Below are 24,404 nucleotides of genomic sequence, written 5' to 3'. Positions count from 1 at the left end.
TTTGCACAAGATGGTTGTGATAACCGGGAACTCAACCTGAAACAACTCAGAATCAAAACTTGATTAAATCTAATGGCCTGCTAAGAACAGGATAGACTTATAAATTTCATAATAGGGGAACGAACTAAAAAGGCTACGAAAGATATTCAAGCGTAGCCCTATTGCTAACTATCGATTGAATAGCGGGTGGACAAAGAAAATCCGACTCATGTCCGTTATATCTAGATCCGGTTTGTCATATGATGAATATATAACTAATGATTGCGTTCTTTTTATTCCTATTATTCCAATGATAAACCAAACCTTTATTAATTCATCGAAGTTCATTACTATTTTAGAATGTACAGGATCATCATCAGTTGAAGTAACTCTATCAAGCAGGTATGTTAAAATTTCATTTTTCTTAAAATCATTAATTGATTCCATAGAAAACTCAGGAGTTTTCAAAAGAGATAATGAATCAATATAACTTGATATGTTTTTATAAATGCTTACCCACTCAGAAACTAAAGCTCTCTTCCGTGAGGAGAAAAATTTCTCCTCTGCTATTAACACAATGTCTTTGTTTATGCTGACATTGCCATCACATTCCTTAAGACAATAATTAACAAAACTAATGGCATCTCTTGGCCTTAACATCGTTCTGTCTAAAATATACTCATCAGCAGATATACCATCTATATTAAAGTGAAAAATGTCTCTCATTGATATGTTTCTAGAGCCCTGATATTTGTTTTTTATTAAGTGATTCAGGCGTCTGTCAATTATCTCCCTTATCTCCGTCTTGTTCCAAGAAATGGCATATATCAATGACTGGTCTTTTTCATCTTGTCTTAACGTCTTGTTATAAATACCCATAAGAATATCTGTTCTTATAGAAATTAATATCTTGACTGTTTTTATGTCTAACAGTTCCCTGAATGCTTCAAGCAGTGCATTTATAAAATCATATCTTATATCACTTGAACTTAACCATGAGCGATCAAGATCATCAATACTAATAATAATTCTGAATTGTCCTGTTTCAGAAAATTCTTCATTTAATATTTTTATTAGCTCTTTTTGTTTTCTAATTAACTCCCGGCTGACATAACTTGAGGTTTCTGATTGTATCCTTTGAGTATCTTCACTGCCAAGTTTACCTCCAATGTCTATGCCTTTCATTCCTATTTTTGTAGAAAGCTCGTGCTGCATTTTGTTGCTAATTTCAACCAAAGCTTTGTCATTGAAAAAAACATCTTTAAATTGGTCTATGTATTCATTAGCCAGTTCAGGATTGTAAGGTTTCTTTTTTCCACCAATAAGATCTTGGATTATATTAAAAAAGTTTTGATGGCTTGAGCTATGCAATGCAGGTATTACTTTTATAAGCAAAGCATGTAGCCATAATGATTTATAAAAAACTCTTAAATCAATGCCGTTTTCGATGAGGGAAGAAATAAAAATGTTATTTTTAACATGTTCAAAAATAGTATTTTCCGCTTCTATTTTATCATAAACTTTTATGCTTGCCTCATCTAGAATTTTCCTCAAAAGAGCTGACTTACCACTACCGGTTCTACCGACTATAATTCTTCTGGTGAAATCAGAGTTCTTTTCAGATGGATCGAAATTCATTATCCCTTTGAAAATATTTGTTTCATAAAAGCATTCATCTAAATATGAATCGGATTCAGCTTCTAATTTACCAATTTCATCATTATTTCTAAAAACATGAGTATCCATATTAATATTCCAGAGTATTTAAAGTTAATGAAATCAATGCATCAAAAATTGGAAATTATTTTTTAATAATCAACAATGTTATACTATCCTTTTATTTATACTTGTCGCATTCTAACACTATAAATTTATTTTTCCTATACAGTCACATACTATTATGACCATAACCATAATTTTATATTATCACTACAATATAAGCGTGCTAATAATTAAATTACATACCTTTAAAATTTACGCATTTTCTTGAATCAGTTTTGACTCTGTACACCGTTCTCCGCCATTCCGACTTCGCAAAAAACCTTAGCATTTCTATACATGCGTATCGACCAAAAAATTGATTTCAAATTGAATAAAATTAGGCGTGGCGCGGGTTTCAGCGAGGTACGCAGTTCGCACAGCAATGCGTACAACTGCGTACCAAACTGCGAACCATATTGCGAATTTTTCCGTACCCGTTCAGTGTCGTTTTGCGCACTTTCTTGCTGGCAATGGATTAACCAGTCCTGACTTCGGTGTACACAAATTCTTATAGATAAGCAAAAGTGGGTCGGTTCGGTAGGTTCAGTCGGTTCACGTAGTCAACTGATTGATAGATAGGGTAATTATTTTCAGAATTGAACCGACCTATGGGTAGGTTCACGCGGTGTGAAAGTCGGTTCATCAAGCCAGCCAGAAAAGGGGCGTTTGGTCAGGTCGGTTCAAAATGGCTAAAGTCGGTTCAGGGTCGGTTCACTATTCAAATAAAAATAACGATAAATCAATGTATTAAAATAATGAACCGACTGAACCTACCGAACCGACCTTCTTTTACCTTACGCGTGATTTACTCTTCCTCGTCGTCGAGTGTCATGAGTACCACAAAGCGCGGCTGCTTGCCGTCAATGCGCAGTGATTTACGTGTAATGCCTTTGGCGGGTTTATCCAGCATTCCGGCATCGGCCAACACCTGCGCAAACGCTGCGGCATTGGCACCAGCGGCAATCTCGTTATTGAACACGGCGGGGAAGGTGTGAAACACCAGCGTATCGGCTCCCGGCTTTTTCACCCTATATCCTGCCAGATCCTTGATAGGTAAATCGCGTGGATCTGGATTGGGGTGAGGTAAATAACGGCTGTAGCCAAACTGGTGCAAAAAGGCGTCAGCCTGTTCTACCCAGGCTTTGGCTTCACGGTTGCCCATGCCAAATTCATTTACCCAAGCATAGAAGCTGTGTTGTAGCGCATCGTGGCATTCTTGCGCCGTCCAGCCAGTAAAAGAGGCTGATAGCAACAAAGCCGCTTCCAGTACGGCAAAACGTGACGCCACCCGTCGCACTTGTTCGCTGGCATCATCGGGCAAGAGTGACAACCAGCGCCGCTCTGTTTCTCGGCCGGCTGCCAGCGCATTTTCTTTCTGGCTGGCAAGGTGGGCGATCCATGCCCGACCAACCGCGCCATAATGGGCGTTGCTGGCATCGCGGATTGCGTCGGCATGGGCTTTGCCATCCTGATAGCCATGAAATACCGTCGCTTTGGTGATCGGGACATTCAGCAAGCGCACCAACTGACCGGCATTCACTCGCCCGCCATCAGCGCGAATATAGCTTTCAAGATCGATCTCGCCGGTACTGAACGCCATTGCCCGCCAGCGTTTTAGCTCTCGGTTGCCGCCTTCCCTAGCTCCCTGAATCTTACCCACGCCGTTAAACAGCGCATAGGCGGCATCGGCCACGGCTTTACGATTGCTGCCTTGCCCGATTTCATCCAACGGCATAAAGCCGTCATTATGGGCGGCGGCTTCGTTCACCAACCCCAGCGCGGTGGAGTACCACGTCAGCTTAAGCGCATTAGGATCGCCATAGACGGAAGAGGCGATATTGCCGGTGGTGGTTTTACCCGCAGACGAACCGCCAAACAGGTGGACGCCGAACCCGTCCGCGTTTACCAGCCCGATAAGCGGTGCCGCCAAGGCGCAGGCGATCCCCAGCATCATGGAGGGATTACCCTGTGCCAATGCTGCGACGTTTTCGCACCAGCTTTGCACCGTTCCACTGGTGGCATAACCTTTGGCTGCACCTGATTTACCGTTGAACAAGACGGGAATACTTGGTGTACCGATAACGGAACCATCCGGCATCAGGTATGCCCCATGTTGCCAGCCGGTGGCGCTGGCGATTGCCCAGCGACAACCCGCATGACTGCGACACAAGTGATCGGCCAGTATTGCCCGTAATCCGCCTTTGGCCGTGACTGCCAGCCCACCCGCACGTAATCGCGCCCAGCCTTCACGTTCGCCAATATCTCGCATTGGAATGGCTTCGGTGCGGGGCTGATTTTCACCGCTTGGCGTCCAGCTTAAAACCAGATAACGTTCTGATTCGTCCGATCCGATACCCGCTACCGTAATAGGATCAGACAGCCAGCTTTCACGCTCGATAATTTCACCGCTGTCATGGTCAGTCTTCGGCTCTACCCAATACAACCCACCATGACGAATATCGGCGTAAGGTTTTAAGGGGGAAGCGGAAGATGGCTGCTGTTTTTGTCCAGGCTGATAAAGTGAAGCGGCAAAAGCCGATATCGATACCGCCGCGCCATGCTGCTGGTAGTAATCATTCCAGTCGGCTTTTTCAGTTGTCGGCGGGAGTGCGACCCAACCGTTTACCGCCTGTGCCGCTTTTTCAGCCGCGATTTTTCCCGTGTTGTTACCATCAGGTTTGTTGTCGTTATCCGCAGCAAGGATGATTTTGGCGTCCGGCCAGACAGCACGACAAGACCGTGCAACGTGAATCAGATTCCCGCTATCTAACGCGCTGATAGCGACACCTTGCATCAGTAACGATGCCGTAATCGCGGTGGCGTAACCTTCGGCAATGATCACTGTATCCGCGTGTTCGGGTAAGGTACTAACGGGAATGAATGCGCCTTTCTTGCGGCTACCGGCAATCAGCTTTTTCTCACCATTAGGTTTGATAAGCTGTGCGCCGGTGGTGGTTCCGTCCATGTTTTTCAGCACCAGCAACAGGGAGTCATCATCTAAGAGTAGTGAAGGGCGTTGCAGCCCCTTATTCAGTAGATAGCCAGATTGACCGGATACCGCTTTCGCCACCAGCGAATTTACCCGTTCGGTAATTGTGCGGTTATCAGACTTCTCACTGGCGGGGGTAATGACTGGCAACGGAAGCGCCAGCACCTCGGCGACCTGTTCCGCTGCTTGCCTCGCGCCACACTTATTCACCTTCATCACCAGATCTAGCCCGGTTCCTGCACCGCAGTGAGAACAAAAATAGGTTCCACGACCTTCTTTATCGTCAAAACGGTAGCGGGTATTCCCGCCACAGTTGGGGCATTCACTTTCCTGCCGATTGGTCGGGATGCCTAACCGATGCAAAATTTCCTCCCAATGGCCGTTGGCTTTTGTCCGCACATCTTGAATAAACGTGTTGCTCATACGGCCTCGTCCTCTTGCGCACGGTGGAGCGCATCAAGCCGTTCGGCAAGAATGAACATCAGGATCTCTTTTGCCTGCGGCTCCCTTAACTCCACGATGGCATAAGCCAACGCACGGCACTGATCGATCAGTTCTTCCTGTTCCAGCGGTGTGTTATCAAACATGGCGCACCTCCAGAACGGGAAGGCGACCAGCAAAGAACAGAATAAAATCAGGCTCAAAATGCTGACGAGCGGATCGCTCATTTGGGGCAATAATGGCTTTACGGTGCGGTTTTTCGTGCGGCGTTGTGCGGTAGACCGCCAGAAAGAGAAAGGTGAAATTAGGGTGAGACGGGGTAGGGGTAGCAACCATAGCGGCGGCCTCTTGTACGGGTTTGAAAACCTCACCACACCGCTGTCAATCGGGGTGGTGAGACGTAACAGGGTTGACAGACCGGCGTACAAGAAACCGGCGAGCCCGAAGGCTCCCCCATTACGCCCCACCATAATTTGGGCATAACATGGTTTACGGACGTAAAAAAACCGCATGAAACTAAAGCGGTCGTCCGCTTGTACATTCAGGCTGTCAAACCTGGTCGCCGATTTTGCGGCAACGGCGAAACGATAAGCCAGATGCCCCGCCAGCGTCAATACGTTTTGTATTGGTTTTGCTAAGCGTTGCGCATTTTCCTGAGTGGTAGAAATAGATTCTCTATTTTGTGTAAAAAGGGCTATTCCCTGATTTTGGGCGTAACAATGCCCGTTCCAGCCAGCGCCAGATTTTTGGATCATCATATTTTTTGATTCCGATATGCCGCTATCGCGGCAATAAAAATGGAGGTGTTGGCTTATGCGGTTTCGGTTTGTTGGTCACGCTCGGCAATGCGTTGCCTTAACCAGTCACTGACTTCATCCTCGAACCAGCCAACACGACGCATACCAATACGAAAGCCTTTGGGGAATTCTCCCGCGTTGATCATGTCCTGAAATGCGCTATCAGATTTAAGACGCAGAATCGACTTAACTTCTTTTTTAAGTAGGATTTTTCTTTCTGCTGGTGCCATGCGATAAATCTCCATCAATACCGGAGGATTCCGGCGTTGTGGGGATGTTGACATGGCAATGTAGGGTAAGGGCAAAACCATTTGGGGTTAGGGTGAATGAGGGGAAAATTACCGTGAGGGTTGGAGGTGCTTACCCTCACGGTAGTTTTTAAGCGATTTTAGACGGGTTGCGGTCAATAGGACAGGCGACTTTTTCAATGGCCTTTGCGGTAGAGTCAACAAAACCATAATTGTTTCGCAGATCCAAAATTATGGACTCTTGGCTTGCTTTGGTTGATTTATCATTAGGGTCATAACTCTGCCACTCATTATTTCTGATTCTGATCGCCTGAAATAATGGGTCTTTATCCGCGCCCCCGACGAACGATCCAATATGGCAAGGGATCAGTTTCTTCAACTTTTGGATATCTATTTCCAACTCGGTTATTTTATTTTTCAGGTTCTCTATTGATTCAAAAGACTCCTGATAAATTATTGGGGAAAGGGGCATAATTGGTTCTGCGTCTATGGCCTGGCTGTTTTTCTTGGCAATAGAGCATCCTGATAGCACTGTGTCTGCCCACGGCCATATAACATCAGCCGCGAATTCTGCCCAGTCGATACAGGTATTTACATTTATTGAATTAACATCTACGTTTGCCTCATAGCTGCTATTTTCTGGGTAATAGACGGCTGTTAGCGGCTTTAACATGCCCAATCTGACGGCACCCAATATGGCTTTTTTATAGGCTTTAGCCTCTTTCCATCCCTCGAAATTACCGTTTTCTGCTTCATGAACACTATCAATTCCATCGTCTACACCAGCCATAATTAGAGCTGCTTGGTCGAGCGTGATAATTGGTTGAATACGGATATGTACAGGTAAAACTAATGAAAAAGGATTAGCAGTCAAAAAAGAATTAGTCACAACGCCCCCCAATACGTTCCCCTATGATAAAAGCCTGCGCCAACCCGTAGGGGACGGGCGTTCGGGAGCTACCCTAGACGCGGCTTTATTCGGTTTCTATCGGTTATCACCGGAACGCACATAATAACGTCATTTTTTCTACTTGGGTGTGATTTTTACTGTGATTTTATCCACTACTCCCCAACTACCCGTAAACCGCGTACCGCTTCAGATGCTAACGTTTTGCCAGTAGCGGCACTTTCTACAAATTCGCCCCACCAGCACATCAACACCTTGCGTTGTTCCAAATAGGTGGAGCGGTTATAGGCGCGGCGCACTTCGTTGGTGTCTACGTGGGCGAGAGCAGCCTCGATCACATCTGGCGGGAACCCTTCTTCATTGGCGGCAGTGCTGAATATGGCGCGTAGGCCGTGGGATACCAGTACGCCTTTGTAACCCATACGCCGCAATGCGGCATTAGCGGTCTGGCTGTTCATCGGCTGTTTGGGATCTTTACTGGAAGGAAACAGGTATTCTCGATGGCCGCTAATGGGCTTCATAGCGTCCAGAATGGCTAATGCCTGCGGGGGCAGGGGAATAATGTGATCACGGCGCATCTTCATGCGGCCAGCGGGGATCGTCCAGGTGTTATCCGAAAGATTTATTTCACTCCAGCGGGTTTCAGCGGCTTCAGCAGGGCGGGTAACGGTCAGTAGTTGCCATTCAATCAATAAGCGGGTCTGTAACTCAATGCTGGCGACCGATAGCGTTTTCATCAAGCCAGGTAATGCCTCTGGCCGAATGGTCGGCATATGGGTTTTCACTGGCGTTTGAAACGCTTTGCGGATCTTGGCGGCGGGGTTTGCAGGAATTAGCCCGGAGTTAACCGCATAATCCATCACCTCGTTGATTCGCTGGCTTACCCGTTTGACGGTTTCCAGTTTGCCGCTGGCCTGTATCGGCTCCAGCGCGGTGATGAAGTGACGAGCGGTAAGCTGAGTGATCGGTAGGGTTCCGATGAACGGGAAAACGTATTTTTCCAGCGAACGCCAGATATCTTTAATGGTGTTCTCGGCCAGCGGTTGAGACTTTTTTAATTCGTACCAGTCAGCGGAGACTTTAGCGAACGTGTTCAGGTTGATGGCTTGCTCTTGTTCGCGCTGCTGTTGCTGGTGGAATTGTGGATCGATGCCTTTACTTATCAGTGCCTTTGCCGCTTCACGCCGTTGTCGGGCTTCTGCCAAAGAAACCGCAGGGAATGAACCAAAGCTGATTAATGCACGTTTCTTTGTATCGGGGCGGTAATAGTTAAAACGCCAGATTTTAGAGCCGCTCGATTTCACCAGCAGATACAACCCATCCCCGTCCTGTAGTGTGTATTCCTTCTCGGCAGGTTTGGCGGCTTTGATCTCGGTATTGGTCAATGGGGTAGTTATACGAGCCATCGTAGTTATACGCTTTTGTAGTTATATGGGGCGGTATAACTAAGCGTATAACTAAAGTTTCCGGCTGTAAACGGGGTATCCCGATAGATAACAGGCAACAAAAAACCCGCAAACTCAGTGAGAATGCGGGTTTTTGTGGGGTTTCCGGTAGTAAACGATACTTACCGAATATGTATTTGGTCGGCACGAGAGGATTTGAACCTCCGACCCCCGACACCCCATGACGGTGCGCTACCAGGCTGCGCTACGTGCCGATGCTATGGGCATTCATACTACCTTTTCCTGACCTTATTGCAATAGCCGGATGGAACGACTGCTTTAGATTTAGGCAGTTAGTTGGCAATAAAGCGCCTTTCGTTCGTTAGTACCTGCAAGAGTAGGGCAAGCTGTGGTTTTTCATCATTCAACCGATTTCCCGCCATGTCGTAAGCCCGGTAGTTGCCGTTGCTTTCCAATACGATGAGCTGATCCTGCGTTGTGATGAGCAGAGTGCCACCGTTGCCGTTAATCAACCACGGGTAGCGTCGCTGGGCTGAGAACAGGTCTTCACCCTGCGAATAATCATCCGTGCTATTTTTAACGTGGAGCAGGCGCTGCATCAGCGTGGTCATGACGTCTTTGTTATCCGTCATTTTCGTAATAGTCTGCGCAGGCGTGTTCGGCCAGTGAACAATGAGCGGCGTTTGCCACTGAGTTCGGGCAAAACGTGCCGCGTTGCTGGCATTAGCATTCTGGTTTTGTGCCGTTGTTACGATGACGACGGTGTTATTCAGAATGTTTTTTTCCTGCAGGGTATGAATGATTTGCCCAATCTGGCGATCGACGTCCTGAATATTCATGCGGCCGTTAGGCCCAGCATCTTTGCCATCTGCGGTTTTCGGTGCGCTGCTCAGTTCAACGTAAGAGAACCAGGGGGCTGGATTATTATCGCGGCTGAGCCATTCCTGCCATTGCGTGATGATGGCATCGCCGCTTTGCTGCTGCGGTGCAGGTAAGGAGAAATCAGAAAGCAGCGCCTGACGATAAAGCGGGCTGTTGAAGCCGTTCGCCGAAAATAGCCCGAACTGATAACCCTGCTGGCTTAACGCGGTGATCAAGGCAGAAGGTTTGCGCGCGCTCAGGATGCCGTCCATATAGGTCGTCGAGAGGCCGTAAAACAGGTTAAACAAGGCGGCGTCTGGCTGAGATCCTGAATCGTAATGATCGCTAAAGCGTACGTTTTCTGCGGCGAAGCGCGACAGGTTCGGCATCCGGTTTTGTATGGCGTCGGGCTGCGTATCGTCGATCATCACCATCAGCAGGTTGTAGCCGCTGCCGCTATCGCGGAAGGTGATGTCACTGAGCGGATACTCCACCGTCATGGCTTCAGGATTACCCTGCTGCGTCAGGCGACGCTGATATTCCTGTGCATCCAGCAGGCCATGTTTTTCCAGAAAACGACGTGCCGTCATCGGATAAGACAGCGGCAGGTTGGCACGCTGCATGGTAATTGGGCGATAGAAGTTCGCATCGGCCCAAATGTACATCAGGTGCGACGCGAAGAACGCCGAGATGAAAACGCCGGCCAGCGGTTTGCCAAAATGGCGGCGATTCAGGCTGCGGAGTTTTTGCCAGCACCAGGTGCCGAACAGCATTTCCGCCATGAAAATCAACGGAATACCGATAAACACCCACTGCCAGTCGCGGGCAATCTCACCCTGTCCGGGGTTGACGACGAGTTCCCAAACGGTGCTGTTGAGGTGCAGGTGAAAGCGTGTAAAGACCTCAACATCCACTAGCAGTATCGTCAGCCCGGCCGTTGCCAGCGCCGCAGACAGGAACCGCAGCAGGCGCTGCGACATCACAATAAACGTGAGCGGGAAGATGACCAGCAGGTAGGCGGCAAAGACGATAAAGCTAAAATGACCAAGCCAGCTAACCAGCGCGTAAAGTCGACCGAACAGGGATGTCGGCCAATCGGCAACAAACAGGTAGCGGCTACCCAGCCCCAAAGTGAGCAAAATGTTGAATAAGGCGAACCAGTGTCCCCAACTGATCATCTGGGAGACTTTTTCGCGGTAGCGCTGACGGTTGGTTACCATACGTTGGTCAAAACTTAGTGAGCTTTATCGGCTTTTTTAATCGAAGCCTGCAGGGCTTCAGCGAAAGAACGCGCCAGAACCTGACGTTGTGCAGGCGCGATGCTGGTGTTAATCAGGTTTGTCACCATGTTACCGAGCACCATCAAAGCAAGATCGGTTGGGGCGTGGTGCTTTTCCAGAACATTGACCATCTCAGAAAGCAGTTGTTCAACGTGTTCGTCACTATAACGGGATGATTGTGGCATAAAATGGCGTATCTCAAGCTGGTAAAGTCGCTTATCTTACCGTATAGGCTTATGCTTTTCTGCACTTTTATCATTAACGTACTTTTATCACTGGCGTGCTTTTATCAATAAGTAGTGTAGACGCTTAGCGCGCGTACAGATGTAAAGGGCCAGCTTTAATGTGTTGCGGGCCGTTCGTATCAGTGTTTGAATACGCGCCTTGCCAAAAGGAGAGTTTATCATGAGTCTGGATATCGCCCAGATTGCCCTGCATCAGCTAATTAAACGTGACGAACAAACGCTGGAAATGGTGTTGCGTGATTCCCTGCTGTCGACCAATGCGGCAGTAGAAGAGATGATGGCTGAACTGCATCGCGTCTACAGCGCCAAGAGTAAGGCCTATGGGCTGTTTAATGAGCAAAGCGAGCTGGCGGATGCGCTGCGAGCTTGTCGCAAAGGGGATGAGGATTTTCTGAGTTTCTCACGCGCCGCGACCGGGCGTCTGCGTGATGAGCTGGCGAAGTACCCGTTTGCCGAAGGCGGTATCGTGTTGTTCTGTCAGTATCGTTATCTGGCGGTCGAGTATTTACTGATATCCGTGCTCAATAGCTGCAACAGCATGCGAGTTAATGAACAGCTGGATATCAGCACCACGCACTATCTGGATATCAACCATGCCGATATCGTTGCGCGTATCGATTTGACGGAATGGGAGACTAATCCAGAATCGACACGCTATCTGACGTTCCTTAAAGGCCGCGTTGGGCGCAAAGTCTCTGACTTCTTTATGGATTTTCTGGCCGCGTCGGAAGGGCTGGACACCAAAGCACAAAACCGTGGCTTGCTGAAAGCCGTTGATGAGTATTGTGAAGAAGCCCAGTTAGATAAAAACGAGCGCCAGAATTATCGCCAGCAGGTGTATAGCTACTGCAATGAGCAGTTGCAGTCCGGTGAGGAAATCGAGCTGGCGTCGCTGTCGCAGGAACTGCCACCGCTGGGCGAGAAAACCTTTCAGCAGTTTTCAACTGAGCAGGGATATGAGCTGGAAGAGAGCTTCCCGGCCGATCGTGGAACACTGCGCCAGTTGACCAAATTTGCGGGCAGCGGCGGCGGTATCAGTCTGAATTTTGATGCGCTATTGCTCGGCGAGCGAATTTTCTGGGATCCGGCGACGGATACATTGACGATTAAAGGCACGCCACCGAACCTGCGCGATCAGTTACAGCGTCGGACAAGCAGCGGTAAGTCGTAGACATCGCGCCAGAATACGCTGCCCTTTTTCTTACTTTATGAAAAGGGCAGCGGCTGATAGCGGGTTGAAACGATAGAGATTAGAAGTATTTAAGCCAGCGGATGTCTCTGCGGCGTGCTTTTAAGCGGGCAAACGCGCGAACTGGCGAAAATAACACGACCATCAGCACCAGAGTGCACACCCACAATTGCCAGACGGCGGAAAAGCCGAACCATTCTCCCTGATTTTTCCCCCAGATCGCGACAGCGGTTAAATACATACCTTTTAAAACATACAAATGCAGTAGGTAGAAAAACATCGGTGCGGCACCGAAGCTCGCCAGTATAACGAGCCAGCGCCGTTGCTGCTGACGCTCGAATACGGCAAGCAGGCAAAGCCCGATGCTAAGCGTCAGGCAGAGGAACAGCAGCGATGGCGGGTATTTCGTGATGTTGAAATAACTCATGAGCGTTTGTGTGATCACATCACCCTGCTGCCAGGGCTTTTCGCCATACAGGTTGATGCTACGCAGAACGAAGAACAGCGCTAGCGTGATCCCAGTCAGCGTGAGCAGGACTTTCTGGCGCTGAAGCGGAAATACCTCTTTTCGATATAGTGCCCCAGCGACGTAGCCAAGTGAAATGACGCCAATCCATGGCAATACCGGGTATGAAGTGCGCATACGGAATGTGTCGCCGATGTCTATCCAACCGCGATCGTGCAAAATCGCCCAGGGAATAGACCAGATGGAGCCTGCGGAAGCCTGCAAAGGGTCCAGCAGGTTATGTCCGCCCACGATAACGATGCCCAGTATGAAAACCAGCCCGGCAGGGAGCCAGATCAGCGCGCTGAGGGCAAGCATACTCATACCGATGGCCCAGATAACCTGTAAATAGATGACCTGCGGCGGGAATTGGAACGTCCACGCGAAGTTGACTAGCGTGAGCTCAAGAAGAATAAGAATTAAGCCACGCTGGAACAGGAAGAGGGCAGTTTGTCGGCGATCTTGCACTTTCTGATGATAAAGCGCGGCAGAAAGCCCGGTTAAAAAGACAAATACGGGAGCACACAGGTGCGCCAGCGTGCGGTTGATGAATAGCATGGGATCGGTACTGGTTACATCAATCGGATCGGCGAGTTGCAGGTGTAGATAAAAGGTTTCCCGCACATGGTCCAGTAGCATAAGTACCATAACCAGACCGCGCAGGGCATCGATAGCGATAAGTCGCTGTGAGATATCACGAGACATGTTCACATTCCTTTGTGAATGAGTAAATTTTTATAAAAAAAACGCCGCATAAGCGGCGTTCTTCTTTTCCGGCGTCCCGGAAAACAACTTCAGCGCAAACTAAACGCGAACGAAGTCGATGTGAGTCAGTTTTGGCTTGTAAACGTGACGTTGTACAGCCTGAACTTTAACTTTAACTTCTTTGCCATCGATAGACAGGATAACTGTTTCACCGTAGAAGCCTTCTTTCGCTTCTTGGTTTTTTACTGAGTCGTGATCCAGTTCGATAGATACTGGTGCTTCTGAACCACCGTAAACGATGGCTGGGAATTTACCAGCTGAACGCAGGCGGCGGCTCGCACCCTTACCCTGACCTTGACGTGCTTCTGCTTTGATAGTAATCATTTTCTTCTCTACTTATATAAAGTAATCCTGCTACAGGCGACCCAGCAGCAGGTTGGGTTATTCAGCTTTTGCGAACAAAAGCGGGCTGAATTCTAGCGGAATATGGCTCCGCGGGCAAATGAATCCCAAAATTACTTAGCCGCGGATCTCGTTGGCGCGGCGAAAGCGTCCCTGATAATCAAAGAGCTTTTCGCGTATTTGCCAGAATTTTCCGTGTTTGCGGGCGACGACAAAATCAGGTGCGCGTAATAATAGCTGCTGTGTGATGACGTCGGCGGCATTTTGCCAGTTAAACGGGGTTCCCGGTGCGCGTTGGTGAACACGTAAGAACTGTTGCAGGAAAACGTGGCGCTGAGCGGTAGTGTGAAGGCGAAAACGTTCACTCACTTCGGCACCGTCTTCATCGTGGTAGGTAATTTTTAACCATTCACCTTTTGCATCCTGCCCCTGCTCGAAACTCATGCCGCTACAGCGTAAAACCAATGCATCTTTCAGTTTCAACGCTGCTTTCAGCATATCGTCAGGATCGACCAATACCTCGTCACACTGGTGGCAGCGCCGCGCGGCAATATCATTTTCCGCGCCGCAGTGCGGACAGACTTTAAACCGAAACCGGAAATCACACTGCTTGCGTTGGCCACTTTCCGCCATTTCCCAGCCCTGACAGCGGCGGCCATAGTGTTCGATGATGTCGCCGTCCGGGGTCGTTTTCCCCCAGAACAGATTGGCAAAGCCACATTCAGGACAGAAGACCTGTACTGGCTGGCTGCCAGCATGCGGCTTGCTGTTGCCGACTTCTGGCGTATAGAGATCGTGCGGGTTGCCCGCATAATCCAGAATCAGGCAGTCCGTTTTCCCTGGATACAAACGTAAACCTCGCCCGACGATTTGCTGATACAGGCTGACGGATTCTGTTGGTCGAAGGATAGCAATAAGGTCGACATGCGGAGCGTCAAACCCGGTCGTCAGCACCGCCACGTTGACCAGATACCGCAGCGACTGCTGTTTAAAGGCGTCAATCAGCGCATCACGCTCGGCCGCTGGCGTATCGGCGCTAACCAGTGCAGCCTGTCCGGCCGGTAGCAAGGCCGTAATTTCTTTGGCATGTTCGACGGTGGACGCAAAAATCATCACGCCGCGCCGCGTTTGCGCATAATCGATGACCTGACTGATGATGTGCGGCGTAATACGCTGCTGGCGTTTGAGTTCGAGGTTCAGGTCGGCTTCGCTGAATAATCCGTTGCTGCGGGCGACGAGCTTACTGAAATCATATTGCACCACTGGCATGTCCAGCCGGTCAGGCGGCACCAGAAAGCCATGTTTGATCATATAACGCAGCGGCAGCTCATAGATGCAGTCGCGGAACAAACTGCGTTCGTCGCCACGGATCATGCCGTGATAGTGATACTGATATATCCAGCCTTTACCAAGCCGATAGGGCGTTGCCGTTAAGCCGAGCAAGCGCAGCTGTGGATTGGTTTTTTGCAGATGCTGGATGATTTGCTGATATTGGCTGTTATCGTCGTCGCTAATGCGGTGGCATTCATCAATGATCAGCAGAGAGAAGGCACCATCGAATTGGTCGAGATTACGCGCGACGGACTGCACGCTGCCAAAGACCACCTTTCCCTGACTCTCTCGCTGCTGTAGCCCGGCTGCGAAGATATCCGCTTCCAAATCCAAGGCTCGGTATTTTGCATGGTTTTGCGCGACCAGTTCTTTGACGTGTGCAAGCACCAGCACGCGGCCACGGGCAAGACGCGCCAGTTCGGCAATGACCAGACTTTTCCCCGCACCGGTAGGCAAAACGATGACGGCCGGTTGGGTATGACGGCGAAAATAGTCGAGTGTGGCGGAAACAGCCTCACGCTGGTAAGGCCGTAGTGTGAACGACATAGCTAGTGCTGGCAGATTTTACTGGCGCTGGTGGTAAAGCCCGCATCGTGCGGGATAAATTTCCCGCGTTCAGACAGAAACTGTACCAGCATCGAGGCCGTCATATTTTCGGCGGAACAGGTATGAAAACGCGCTTCGTTGCCGAAGCGGGCCTCTATCGTGCTAATCAGCTGTTCGGTGGTAAATGACTCACCGGATGTGAGCATCATTTGCAACACTTCATGACCGTGAATAGATGACATGGGGCTGTCCTTAAAATGTAAAAAATTGCCCTTATTATGCCTGTTGATAATACCTGGCGCGAGGGGTAAGCAAGAGGCGTTCAAATTCAAGGTCGGCTAAAAAGAGCAACTTATGGGCCGTGAATTGCAGGACGAGTGAACAAACCCCCGTTATACTACCCTTTCACAATTTAGGGTCTCATGATGTGAGACAGGCAGTTATTTGAGATAGGTAGTGAGCTTTAATGCGATTGGACAAATTTTTATCCCAGCAGTTGGAAATTAGTCGTTCACTGGTGGCGCGCGAGCTCCACGCACAGCGTGTTACCGTAGATGGTGAAGTGGTAAAAAGCGGTGCGTTCAAGTTATCCCCCGAGCATAACGTTGAATTTGATGGTAATCCGTTGAAACAGCAGAACGGCCCACGTTATTTCATGTTGAATAAGCCTCAGGGCTACGTCTGTTCAACGGACGATCCCGATCATCCCACCATTTTGTATTTCATGGATGTCCCGGTGGCGTACAAACTGCACGCGGCGGGGCGTCTGGATATCGATACCACCGGACTGGTACTGTTAACTGACGACGGGCAATGGTCGCATCGCATTACTTCGCCTAAGCATCAGTGTGAAAAAACGTATCTGGTGACGCTGGAACAGCCGCTGGCCGAGGACACCGCTGCGCAATTTACGGCGGGCGTGCAACTGCATAACGAGAAGAACCTCACCAAACCCGCTACGCTTGAGAAGATAACGGATTATGTCGTTCGACTGACGATTAGCGAAGGCCGCTATCATCAGGTCAAAAGGATGTTTGCGGCAGTGAGAAATCGGGTCGTTGAGCTGCATCGCGAACGTATCGGTGGCATCTATCTGGATAGCGAACTGGAACCGGGGGAATACCGGGAGTTAAGTGCTGAGGAGATCGCCAGCGTAAAATAATGCTGCATAGCATGACCTTTTTTCTAATCTGGAGTTATTAGTGCAATTACGCCGCTCTTCTCATTTCGGGCTGATCTTTATTCTCGGCCTGATTTCGATGCTAATGCCGTTAGCTATCGATATGTATTTACCTGCGTTGCCGACCATTGCTAACGAATTTGGCGTGGGGGACGGGCATGTCCAAATGACGCTCAGTACCTATGTGCTGGGCTTTGCGATTGGCCAGATGTTCTACGGACCGATGGCGGACAGTTTGGGACGTAAGCCTGTGATTCTCGGCGGTACGCTGGTTTTTGCGTTTGCAGGCGTGGCCTGTGCGCTGGCACAAACGGTAGAGCAGCTGATCTACATGCGTTTTCTGCACGGTGTCTCCGCTGCGGCGGCTGCGGTGGTGATTAATGCCCTGATGCGCGATATGTTCTCGCGGGATGATTTTTCTCGCATGATGTCGTTTGTCGTGTTGGTGATGACGGTCGCGCCGCTCATTGCGCCGATTGCCGGTGGCTGGCTGCTGCTGTGGTTTAGCTGGCATTCTATTTTCTGGACGATCTCTGGTGCGGCTTTTCTGGCGTCAGCGCTGATTTTCTTTTTTATCAAAGAAACCTTACCGCCCGCTAAGCGGCAGAAATTTCATCTGCGCACCACCATCGGGAATTTTGCCATCCTGTTCCGCCACAAGCGGGTGTTCAGCTATATGGTGGCAAGCGGGCTTTCGTTTTGCGGCATGTTCTCCTTCCTGAGCGCCGGGCCGTTTGTGTACATCAATCTGTATGGCGTGTCCCCTCAGAATTTTGGCTACTACTTTGCTCTGAACGTCGTCTTTCTCTTTGTGGTCACGTTGTTTAACAGCCGCAATGTGCGACGGCTGGGAGCGATGGCGATGTTCCGCACGGGGCTGGTCATTCAGTTTGTGATGGGAATATGGCTGGTGGTCGTCTGCCTGTTCGATCTCGGGTTCTTACCGCTGGTGTTTGGCGTGGCACTGTTTGTCGGCTGCATTGCGATGGTGGCGTCGAATGCGATGGCGGTGATTCTCGATGATTTCCCGCATATGGCAGGGACGGCCTCGTCGTTGGCTGGTACGTTGCGCTTCGGTCTGGGCGCGATTGTGGGCGTTATCCTATCGCTGGCTTCATTCAACAGCGCCTGGCCGATGGTGCTATCAATGGCACTTTGTTCGATTGGTGCCTTTCTGCTGTATCTATACGCAACCCGTTCCCCCGCGTCCTGATTTTCCCTTCTTCTCAAATGCAGGAAAGATGTTCCTGCATTTGAGTCTGTTCTCTCTTCCTCATTTTGCTTCTTAAGACGATACCCAGGCATAGCTTTTTGTTTTGTTAATGTAAAATATTTGACCCAAAAGTGAACAAATAGGCTAAAAAGGGTTGAGATATTAAATGGAAAAGGTTACATATAGCCGGAAAAGAAGAAAGATTCGTGATCAATTTGGCATTAATAGTCCTTGCAATCAGGTCTGTTAGCCACTATCACGATATGAAAAAAGCGTGTTTGTTGTTTTTTTGTTCTCTAAAAGTGGCAAGAAATGGCCTGAACACGCTACTATGATAAATATGTTACTATTTTGTGAATTATTACCTGAGGAAAACAGTAGTGGACAGTTTCCAACTTTCGGTAGTTCATCGTTTGCCGCAAAGTTATCGCTGGTTATCGGGTTTTGCAGGTATCAATGTTGAACCGATTCCGCTGAGCGGCAGAGAAGAAGAGAATAACCTGATTGGCCTCAAGCTGTTGAGCCATGACGGCGATATTGCATGGAAAATCATGCACCAGCTGCATCAGTCTCTGTCTGAAATTCAGGTTGAATGCGCCGTTCTGGAATGGGAAGGCGAACCGTGCCTGTTTTTGCATCGCAATGATGAAAGTACGGCAATGTGCCGTCTGAAGAATGTTGGTGTCGCTATCGCTGAGTCCGTATCAGCACAATACCCCTTTTAAACCGCAGCGTCAGCAGACTGACGCTGCGGTATTCCCTCATTTATGCTGACTGCGTTTCCGCCGTATAGGATGAAAACTGTAGCAGTTCACGCGTGTAATGTTCGGCAGGGTGCGCAAATACCTGTTTGCATTCGCCCTGTTCGACTACTTCGCCTTGTCGCAACACAATAACCTGATGGCACAGCGAACGGATAACCTGTAAGTCATGGCTGATAAACAGGTAGGCGATTTTGTGCTTCTCCTGTAATGATTTCAGCAGTGCCAGAATTTGCGCCTGCACCGTTCTGTCCAGCGATGAGGTGGGTTCATCAAGGATCAGCAGCTCCGGCTGCAGTATCAGAGCGCGAGCGATAGCGATACGCTGGCGCTGACCGCCGGAAAACTCGGAGGGATAGCGGTAGCGGGTCGTCGGATCCAGCCCAACTTCCTGCATCGCCTCAACCACACGCTGGTCGAGTGCCTCTTTGCTCAACTTATGATGGACGGTCAACCCCTCAGCAATAATTTGCTCTACATTCAGTCGCGGGTTCAGCGCGGAGTTCGGATCCTGAAAGACAACCTGAATCCGGTGGCGGAAAGGCATCATTTGCTTACGGGTTAGCCCTTGCAGAGGCTGGCCGTCAAACCAGATATCACCACGTGATTGAATCAGGCGCAGCAGCGCGAGCCCGGTCGTGCTTTTTCCTGAACCGGATTCCCCCACCAGACCCAGACTTTCGCCGCGCCGTAAGGTGAAGTTGATATTGTTCACTACCTGCTTTTCGTCAACAGTACGGCGCAAAAGGCCACGTTTGATGGGAAACGAAACGTGCAGTTTTTCCACCCGCAAAAGAGGCTCGCTGGCATCTGTTACTGGGAGCGGCTCGCCCGACGGCTCGGCATCCAGCAATTGGCGCGTGTAGGGATGCTGCGGTGCGCTGAAAAGTTGCTGACAGCGATTATGTTCCACGGCCTGACCGGCTTTCATGACCGACACGTTATCTGCCAACTGGCGGACAATATTCAGGTTATGGGTGATGAACAGCAAGCTCATCCCCAGTTCCTGTTTCAGCTCGTTCAGCAATTTCAATATTTGCGCCTGGACGGTCACGTCCAGCGCCGTTGTGGGTTCATCGGCAATCAGTAAATCCGGCTGTGTCAGCAGCGCCATCGCAATCATGACTCGCTGGCGTTCCCCGCCGGAAAGCTGGTGTGGGAAATCATTCAATCGACTCTTAGCCTGCCGAATACCCACGCGATCCAGACAGGTGATGACTTCGCTGCGGGCTGCCTCGGTGCGCATGCCACGGTGGAGCGAAAGCACTTCCATCAGCTGTTTCTCAATGCTTTGCAAAGGGTTAAGCGACACCATCGGTTCCTGAAAGATCATCGCGATCCGATTGCCACGTATCTGACGCAGTATTTTTTCATCAGCATGCAGCAGCGACTGCCCTGCGAAGCGGATATCTCCTTGCGGATAAACCACGGGCGGGGAGGGGAGCAAACGCAAAACCGACAGCGCGGTGACGCTTTTCCCCGAACCCGACTCACCGACCAGCGCCAGCGTCTCACCCGCGTTCACCGCCAATGAAAGCTGGTCGACAACGCGCTGCTCCTGACCGCCTTTGCGGAAGGCAATGCTGAGATTATCTATCTGCAATAAAGGTGAACTGGACATATTAATGCGCCTTGCTGGGGTCAAAGGCGTCGCGCACCGCTTCGCCGATAAAAATGAGTAAGGAAAGCACGATGGAAAGCACCATAAACACGGTAATGCCCAGCCACGGCGCCTGAAGGTTATTTTTCCCTTCCAGCAATAAAGTGCCTAATGATGGCGAGCCCATCGGCAGACCAAAGCCGAGAAAATCCAGCGATGTCAGCGTGGTAATCGAGCCGCAAAGAATAAAGGGCAGGTAGGTCAGCGTAGCGACCATCGCGTTTGGCAGCATGCAGCGGAACATAATGGCGCGGTCACTGACGCCCATCGCCTGCGCGGCACGAATATAGTCAAAGTTGCGGGTACGCAGAAATTCCGCCCGTACCACGCCAACCAGACTCATCCAGCCGAAAAGGACGGTAATGCCTAATAGCCACCAGAAATCCGGCTGAATCACGCTGGATAGCAAGATAATCAGAAACAGCGTGGGCATGCCGGACCAGACTTCGATAAAGCGTTGCCCCCACAGGTCGAGACGCCCGCCGTAATAGCCCTGTGTTGCACCGGCAGCGATACCAATCACGCTGGACAGGATCGTGAGCGCCAGACCGAACAGCAGTGAAATACGGAAGCCATACAGCACCTGCGCGACCACATCTTTCCCCTGGCTATCCGTGCCCAGCCAATTCTGCCAGTTTGGTGCAGAGGGGAAGGACGCTGTAGTGGCGTAGTTTATGGTGTCGTAACTGTAGTGAATCAGCGGCCAGATGGCCCAGCCGTGGCTGCTGATACGTTCGGCGATATAAGGATCGCGGAAATCAGCGGTGATATCCAACTGTCCGCCGAACGTCCTCTCGCTGTGGTCAATAAGCACCGGCGTATAGAGCTGGCCGTCATACTTTACTAACAGCGGTTTGTCGTTGGCGATCAATTCGGAAAACAGGCTGACGACAAACAGCACCATGAAAATCCACAGCGACCAGTAACCACGACGATTACTTTTAAAGCGTGCCCAGCGCGCCTGATTAATCGGGCTTAAGCGGCTCATTGGCGTCCCTCAAAATCGATACGCGGATCCACCAGCGTATAGGTTATATCGCTGACGATATTCAGTAATAAGCCGATCAGCGTGAAGATATACAGCGTACCGAACATGACAGGATAGTCACGTTGCAGCGTGGCGTCATAGCCCAACAGGCCCAGCCCGTTGAGCGAGAACATCACCTCAATCAGTAGCGAGCCGGTGAAAAACATACTGATAAACGTGGCGGGGAAGCCGGCAATCACCAGCAACATCGCATTACGGAATACGTGGCGGTAGAGAATGCTCTTTTCATCCAGCCCTTTAGCGCGCGCGGTAACAACGTACTGCTTACGAATCTCATCCATAAAGGAGTTCTTGGTGAGCATCGTTAGCGTGGCGAAACCGCCAATAACGGAAGCCAGAACCGGTAGGGCGATATGCCACAAGTAGTCGGTAATCTTGCTGTACCACGGCAGGGTATCAAAATTGCTGGAGACCAGCCCTCGAAGCGGGAACCAGTCCAGGTAACTGCCGCCCGCGAATAGTACAATCAAAATGATCGCAAACAAAAACGCCGGAATGGCATAGCCGATAATGATTAACGTGCTGCTCCAGGTATCGAACGGTGTGCCGTTCTTCACGGCTTTTTTGATGCCAAGAGGAATGGAAATCAGGTAGACGATCAGCGTACTCCACAGCCCCAGCGTAATCGAAACCGGCATGCTCTCCTTAATAAGTTGCATCACCGAAGAACCACGGAACAGGCTGTCGCCGAAGTCAAAGCGTACGTAATCCCACAGCAGTTTAAAATAACGTTCATGGATTGGCTTATCGAAGCCATAGCGTTTGGTGATTTCTTCGATGACTTCCGGGTCGAGGCCGCGTGAACCGCGGTAAGCGTTCTCGATATTCGGTGCGCCGCCGGTGCCCGCCCGTGCCATACCGGCATCCATTCCGCTATTGGCGGTATAACCGCTGCCGTGCCCCATTTCAATTGCCGCAATAGCCTGATCCACCGGGCCGCCGGGAGCAATTTGTACAATGAAGAAATTAATTGTGATGATTGCCCACAGGGTTGGAATAACCAGCAAGAGGCGGCGTAACAGATACGTTCCCATTTTTATTCCTTAACGTCGCTCTGCGGGCAGCGTGGCCGCCTGTTTGGTATCGAACCACCAGCCGTCAAAACCAAGCGAATAGGCTGGGCGTACAGCCGGCATGGCGAACTTGTTCCAATAGGCGAAACGGTCATGATTTGAATACCACATCGGAATCATAAACTGATTCCAGGTCAATACCCTGTCCAGCGCGCGGCCTAATGACAGCAGTGGTACTTTTTGCCCCTGATACTTAACGATTTCCGCGATGAGCGAATCAATCGCGGGATCGCTGACGCCCGGCCTGTTGTAGGTCGAATCGATATACTGTGAACTCCAGCGGATTTGCAGATCGGCACTGGGGTAGAGGAACGCGCTATATACCGTGGCCGTCATATCGAAATCTCGCTTGCGGATACGGTTATTGAACTGTGTGCTGTCGATGTTACGTACGTTCATGGTGATGCCCAGTTTTTTCAGGCTCTGCTGAAAAGGCAGGACATATTGAGAGTTGCCGGCGCTTGGCAGCAGTAGTTCAAACGTAAACGGCTGCCCGGTTTTGCGATTAACCAGCTTCTGATTTTTTAATTCCCAACCCGCGTCTTCCAGCAGTTTGAGGGCCTTAAGCCAGTTCTGTCGATCATACCCGCTGCCATCGGAAGAGGGCGGTTGATAGCTGGGGCCAAAGACTTCGGTTGGTACTTTGTCCTTGAGCGGCGTCAGCCAGACCAACTCCTCTGCGCCAGGTTCACCTTTGGCGGCATACTCGGTGTTTTGGAAATAACTGTCAGTACGTTGATAAGCGTTGTAATACAGCGCCTTATTCATCCAGTTGAAGTCAAATGCCAGTGCTAACGCCTGACGTACACGTCGATCCTGAAACAGCGGTCGCTGAATATTGAATGCCAGCCAGCGCGTATCCTGTGCGGATTGATTGACCTGATCCTGTTTGATGATATAGCCACGCGCAAAGTTGCCGCCCTGATATTGGGCGGCCCAGTTTTTTGGCGATCCTTCCTCACGCAGATCGAAGGCACCAGCTTTAAAGGCTTCCAGTGCGACGCTGTCGTCCAGATAGTAGTCGTAGCGAATTTTATCGAAATTGTACTGGCCTTTATTGACCGGCAGATCGGCACCCCAGTAGTCTTTCACGCGTGAATAGGTGACATATTGCCCCGTTCGATAGGCGGTGATGCGGTAAGGCCCACTAGCTGGGGGCGGATACGCTAACGGTTCGCTGAATTTATGATTCTTCCAGAACTTCTCCGGCATTATTGGCAGCGTCAGCAAGCTGAACATGCGGTTTTTGTCGGATACGGGAAAATCGAAACGCACAGTCAGCGGTGCGACGGCCTTGGCGGTGACATCTTTAAAATAGATGCGGAACTGCGGCACGCCCTGCGTCATAAACATATTGTAGGTGAACGCGACGTCAGCGGCGGTGATTGGTGAGCCGTCATGAAAACGGGCTTTGGGATTCATCTCGATTTCAATCCAGCGAAAATCAGCCGAATGGCGCGTCGTCAGGGCGACCAGCGGATAATAACTGCCAGGCTCGTCATCAGACGTCGTGAAGAGAGAATCGTAGAGGCGTTCGGTACGTGCCGCCGCCACGCCGCGTAGCGCGTAACGATTGAAATTGTCAAAAGTACCCAGAGAGCTGAGGGTGATGCTGCCGCCTTTCGGGGCATCTGGGTTGACGTAATCAAAATGACTGAATTTCTCGGCATATTTGGGCTCCCCCAAAAGTGCAAAGCTGGTGCTGTTTTCAATCGTCTCGGCATGCGCCCCAAAATGGGCCGTGCAAAGCAATACGGCAGCGATAACGCGTTTTAACATCTGACGGTAATCTCCTGCGAGTGGACGTTATCTGGCTAGGCATCGTCTGATACAGACATGCCATACTGTTACGTCAATAATGCCGATTTCCTCGGCA

Annotated in this window: 20 protein-coding genes and 1 tRNA gene; 4 read left to right on the top strand and 17 right to left on the bottom strand. The window is 50.0% G+C overall.

Annotated elements, in window-relative coordinates; all coding sequences use genetic code 11:
* Positions 1-168: 168 nt before the first annotated feature.
* From MYB54_RS13465 to MYB54_RS13420, 9 genes are all read right to left on the bottom strand, one after another.
* The gene (locus MYB54_RS13465; protein WP_248720885.1) at positions 169-1,725 is read right to left on the bottom strand and encodes a P-loop ATPase, Sll1717 family; all 1,557 of its coding nucleotides are present in this window, start codon (positions 1,723-1,725) and stop codon (positions 169-171) included.
* A gap of 820 nt (positions 1,726-2,545) precedes the next feature.
* Positions 2,546-5,152 (bottom strand): TOPRIM and DUF927 domain-containing protein, encoded by a 2,607-nt coding sequence (locus tag MYB54_RS13460; protein WP_248720884.1) that lies wholly within the window; start codon positions 5,150-5,152, stop codon positions 2,546-2,548.
* On the bottom strand, positions 5,149-5,928 hold the full coding sequence (locus MYB54_RS22150; protein ID WP_510375063.1) for a hypothetical protein: 780 nt from the start codon (positions 5,926-5,928) through the stop codon (positions 5,149-5,151). The genes MYB54_RS13460 and MYB54_RS22150 overlap by 4 nt, the downstream gene beginning before the upstream one ends.
* Before the next feature lie 53 nt (positions 5,929-5,981).
* The gene (locus MYB54_RS13445; RefSeq protein ID WP_248720883.1) at positions 5,982-6,197 is read right to left on the bottom strand and encodes a helix-turn-helix transcriptional regulator; all 216 of its coding nucleotides are present in this window, start codon (positions 6,195-6,197) and stop codon (positions 5,982-5,984) included.
* Positions 6,198-6,345: 148 nt separating this feature from the next.
* Complete coding sequence (locus MYB54_RS13440) at positions 6,346-7,104, bottom strand: hypothetical protein (protein ID WP_248720882.1); 759 nt, start codon at positions 7,102-7,104, stop codon at positions 6,346-6,348.
* A gap of 173 nt (positions 7,105-7,277) precedes the next feature.
* The gene (locus tag MYB54_RS13435) at positions 7,278-8,528 is read right to left on the bottom strand and encodes an integrase domain-containing protein (RefSeq protein WP_248720881.1); all 1,251 of its coding nucleotides are present in this window, start codon (positions 8,526-8,528) and stop codon (positions 7,278-7,280) included.
* Between the two features lie 177 nt (positions 8,529-8,705).
* Positions 8,706-8,782 (bottom strand) — tRNA-Pro (locus MYB54_RS13430).
* A 78-nt stretch (positions 8,783-8,860) separates the two neighbouring features.
* The gene (gene yejM / locus MYB54_RS13425; RefSeq protein ID WP_248720880.1) at positions 8,861-10,609 is read right to left on the bottom strand and encodes an LPS biosynthesis-modulating metalloenzyme YejM; all 1,749 of its coding nucleotides are present in this window, start codon (positions 10,607-10,609) and stop codon (positions 8,861-8,863) included.
* 14 nt (positions 10,610-10,623) lie between these two features.
* Positions 10,624-10,854, bottom strand: coding sequence for a YejL family protein (locus tag MYB54_RS13420; protein WP_005967239.1), 231 nt, complete (start codon positions 10,852-10,854; stop codon positions 10,624-10,626).
* Positions 10,855-11,074: 220 nt separating this feature from the next.
* Between MYB54_RS13420 and yejK the strand changes: the two genes are divergently transcribed.
* Complete coding sequence (gene yejK, locus MYB54_RS13415) at positions 11,075-12,085, top strand: nucleoid-associated protein YejK (protein ID WP_039275459.1); 1,011 nt, start codon at positions 11,075-11,077, stop codon at positions 12,083-12,085.
* Positions 12,086-12,164: 79 nt separating this feature from the next.
* On the opposite strand, the gene MYB54_RS13410 is transcribed toward yejK, so the two are convergent.
* From MYB54_RS13410 to MYB54_RS13395, 4 genes are all read right to left on the bottom strand, one after another.
* Positions 12,165-13,313 carry an acetyltransferase domain-containing protein gene (locus MYB54_RS13410; RefSeq protein WP_039519094.1) on the bottom strand — a complete coding sequence of 383 codons (1,149 nt, stop codon included), beginning with the start codon at positions 13,311-13,313 and terminating at the stop codon, positions 12,165-12,167.
* A 99-nt stretch (positions 13,314-13,412) separates the two neighbouring features.
* Complete coding sequence (gene rplY, locus MYB54_RS13405; protein ID WP_014915006.1) at positions 13,413-13,697, bottom strand: 50S ribosomal protein L25; 285 nt, start codon at positions 13,695-13,697, stop codon at positions 13,413-13,415.
* Between the two features lie 135 nt (positions 13,698-13,832).
* A complete protein-coding gene (radD, locus tag MYB54_RS13400; RefSeq protein ID WP_248720879.1) occupies positions 13,833-15,593 on the bottom strand; it encodes a DNA repair helicase RadD in 1,761 nt (586 codons plus the stop codon).
* A 2-nt stretch (positions 15,594-15,595) separates the two neighbouring features.
* Positions 15,596-15,835, bottom strand: a complete 240-nt coding sequence (locus MYB54_RS13395) for a YecH family metal-binding protein (protein ID WP_039287104.1) — start codon at positions 15,833-15,835, stop codon at positions 15,596-15,598.
* 224 nt (positions 15,836-16,059) lie between these two features.
* Here MYB54_RS13395 and rsuA point away from each other — a divergent pair, with 224 nt between their 5' ends.
* The 3 genes from rsuA (at position 16,060) to MYB54_RS13380 (ending at position 18,711) form a co-directional block, all read left to right on the top strand.
* A complete protein-coding gene (gene rsuA / locus MYB54_RS13390; protein ID WP_206555557.1) occupies positions 16,060-16,755 on the top strand; it encodes a 16S rRNA pseudouridine(516) synthase RsuA in 696 nt (231 codons plus the stop codon).
* A 40-nt stretch (positions 16,756-16,795) separates the two neighbouring features.
* Positions 16,796-17,986 carry a Bcr/CflA family multidrug efflux MFS transporter gene (locus tag MYB54_RS13385; RefSeq protein ID WP_014915010.1) on the top strand — a complete coding sequence of 397 codons (1,191 nt, stop codon included), beginning with the start codon at positions 16,796-16,798 and terminating at the stop codon, positions 17,984-17,986.
* A 380-nt stretch (positions 17,987-18,366) separates the two neighbouring features.
* Positions 18,367-18,711: a YejG family protein gene (locus MYB54_RS13380; RefSeq protein WP_010294807.1), complete on the top strand. Its 345-nt coding sequence runs from the start codon at positions 18,367-18,369 to the stop codon at positions 18,709-18,711.
* Positions 18,712-18,751: 40 nt separating this feature from the next.
* On the opposite strand, the gene yejF is transcribed toward MYB54_RS13380, so the two are convergent.
* Genes yejF through MYB54_RS13360 form a run of 4 tightly spaced genes read right to left on the bottom strand, consistent with a single transcriptional unit; the run spans position 18,752 to position 24,307 of the window.
* Positions 18,752-20,368: a microcin C ABC transporter ATP-binding protein YejF gene (yejF, locus tag MYB54_RS13375; RefSeq protein ID WP_248720878.1), complete on the bottom strand. Its 1,617-nt coding sequence runs from the start codon at positions 20,366-20,368 to the stop codon at positions 18,752-18,754.
* 1 nt (position 20,369) lies between these two features.
* Positions 20,370-21,395 (bottom strand): ABC transporter permease, encoded by a 1,026-nt coding sequence (locus MYB54_RS13370; protein ID WP_248720877.1) that lies wholly within the window; start codon positions 21,393-21,395, stop codon positions 20,370-20,372.
* The gene (locus MYB54_RS13365) at positions 21,392-22,489 is read right to left on the bottom strand and encodes a microcin C ABC transporter permease YejB (RefSeq protein ID WP_248720876.1); all 1,098 of its coding nucleotides are present in this window, start codon (positions 22,487-22,489) and stop codon (positions 21,392-21,394) included. Before MYB54_RS13365 ends, MYB54_RS13370 begins: the two co-directional genes overlap by 4 nt.
* 9 nt (positions 22,490-22,498) lie before the next feature.
* On the bottom strand, positions 22,499-24,307 hold the full coding sequence (locus MYB54_RS13360; protein WP_248720875.1) for an extracellular solute-binding protein: 1,809 nt from the start codon (positions 24,305-24,307) through the stop codon (positions 22,499-22,501).
* Positions 24,308-24,404 lie beyond the last annotated feature (97 nt).

Source organism: Pectobacterium nicotianae, assembly GCF_023272715.1.
Taxonomy (GTDB): domain Bacteria; phylum Pseudomonadota; class Gammaproteobacteria; order Enterobacterales; family Enterobacteriaceae; genus Pectobacterium; species Pectobacterium brasiliense.
This window is presented reverse-complemented; position numbering and strand designations above follow the sequence as displayed.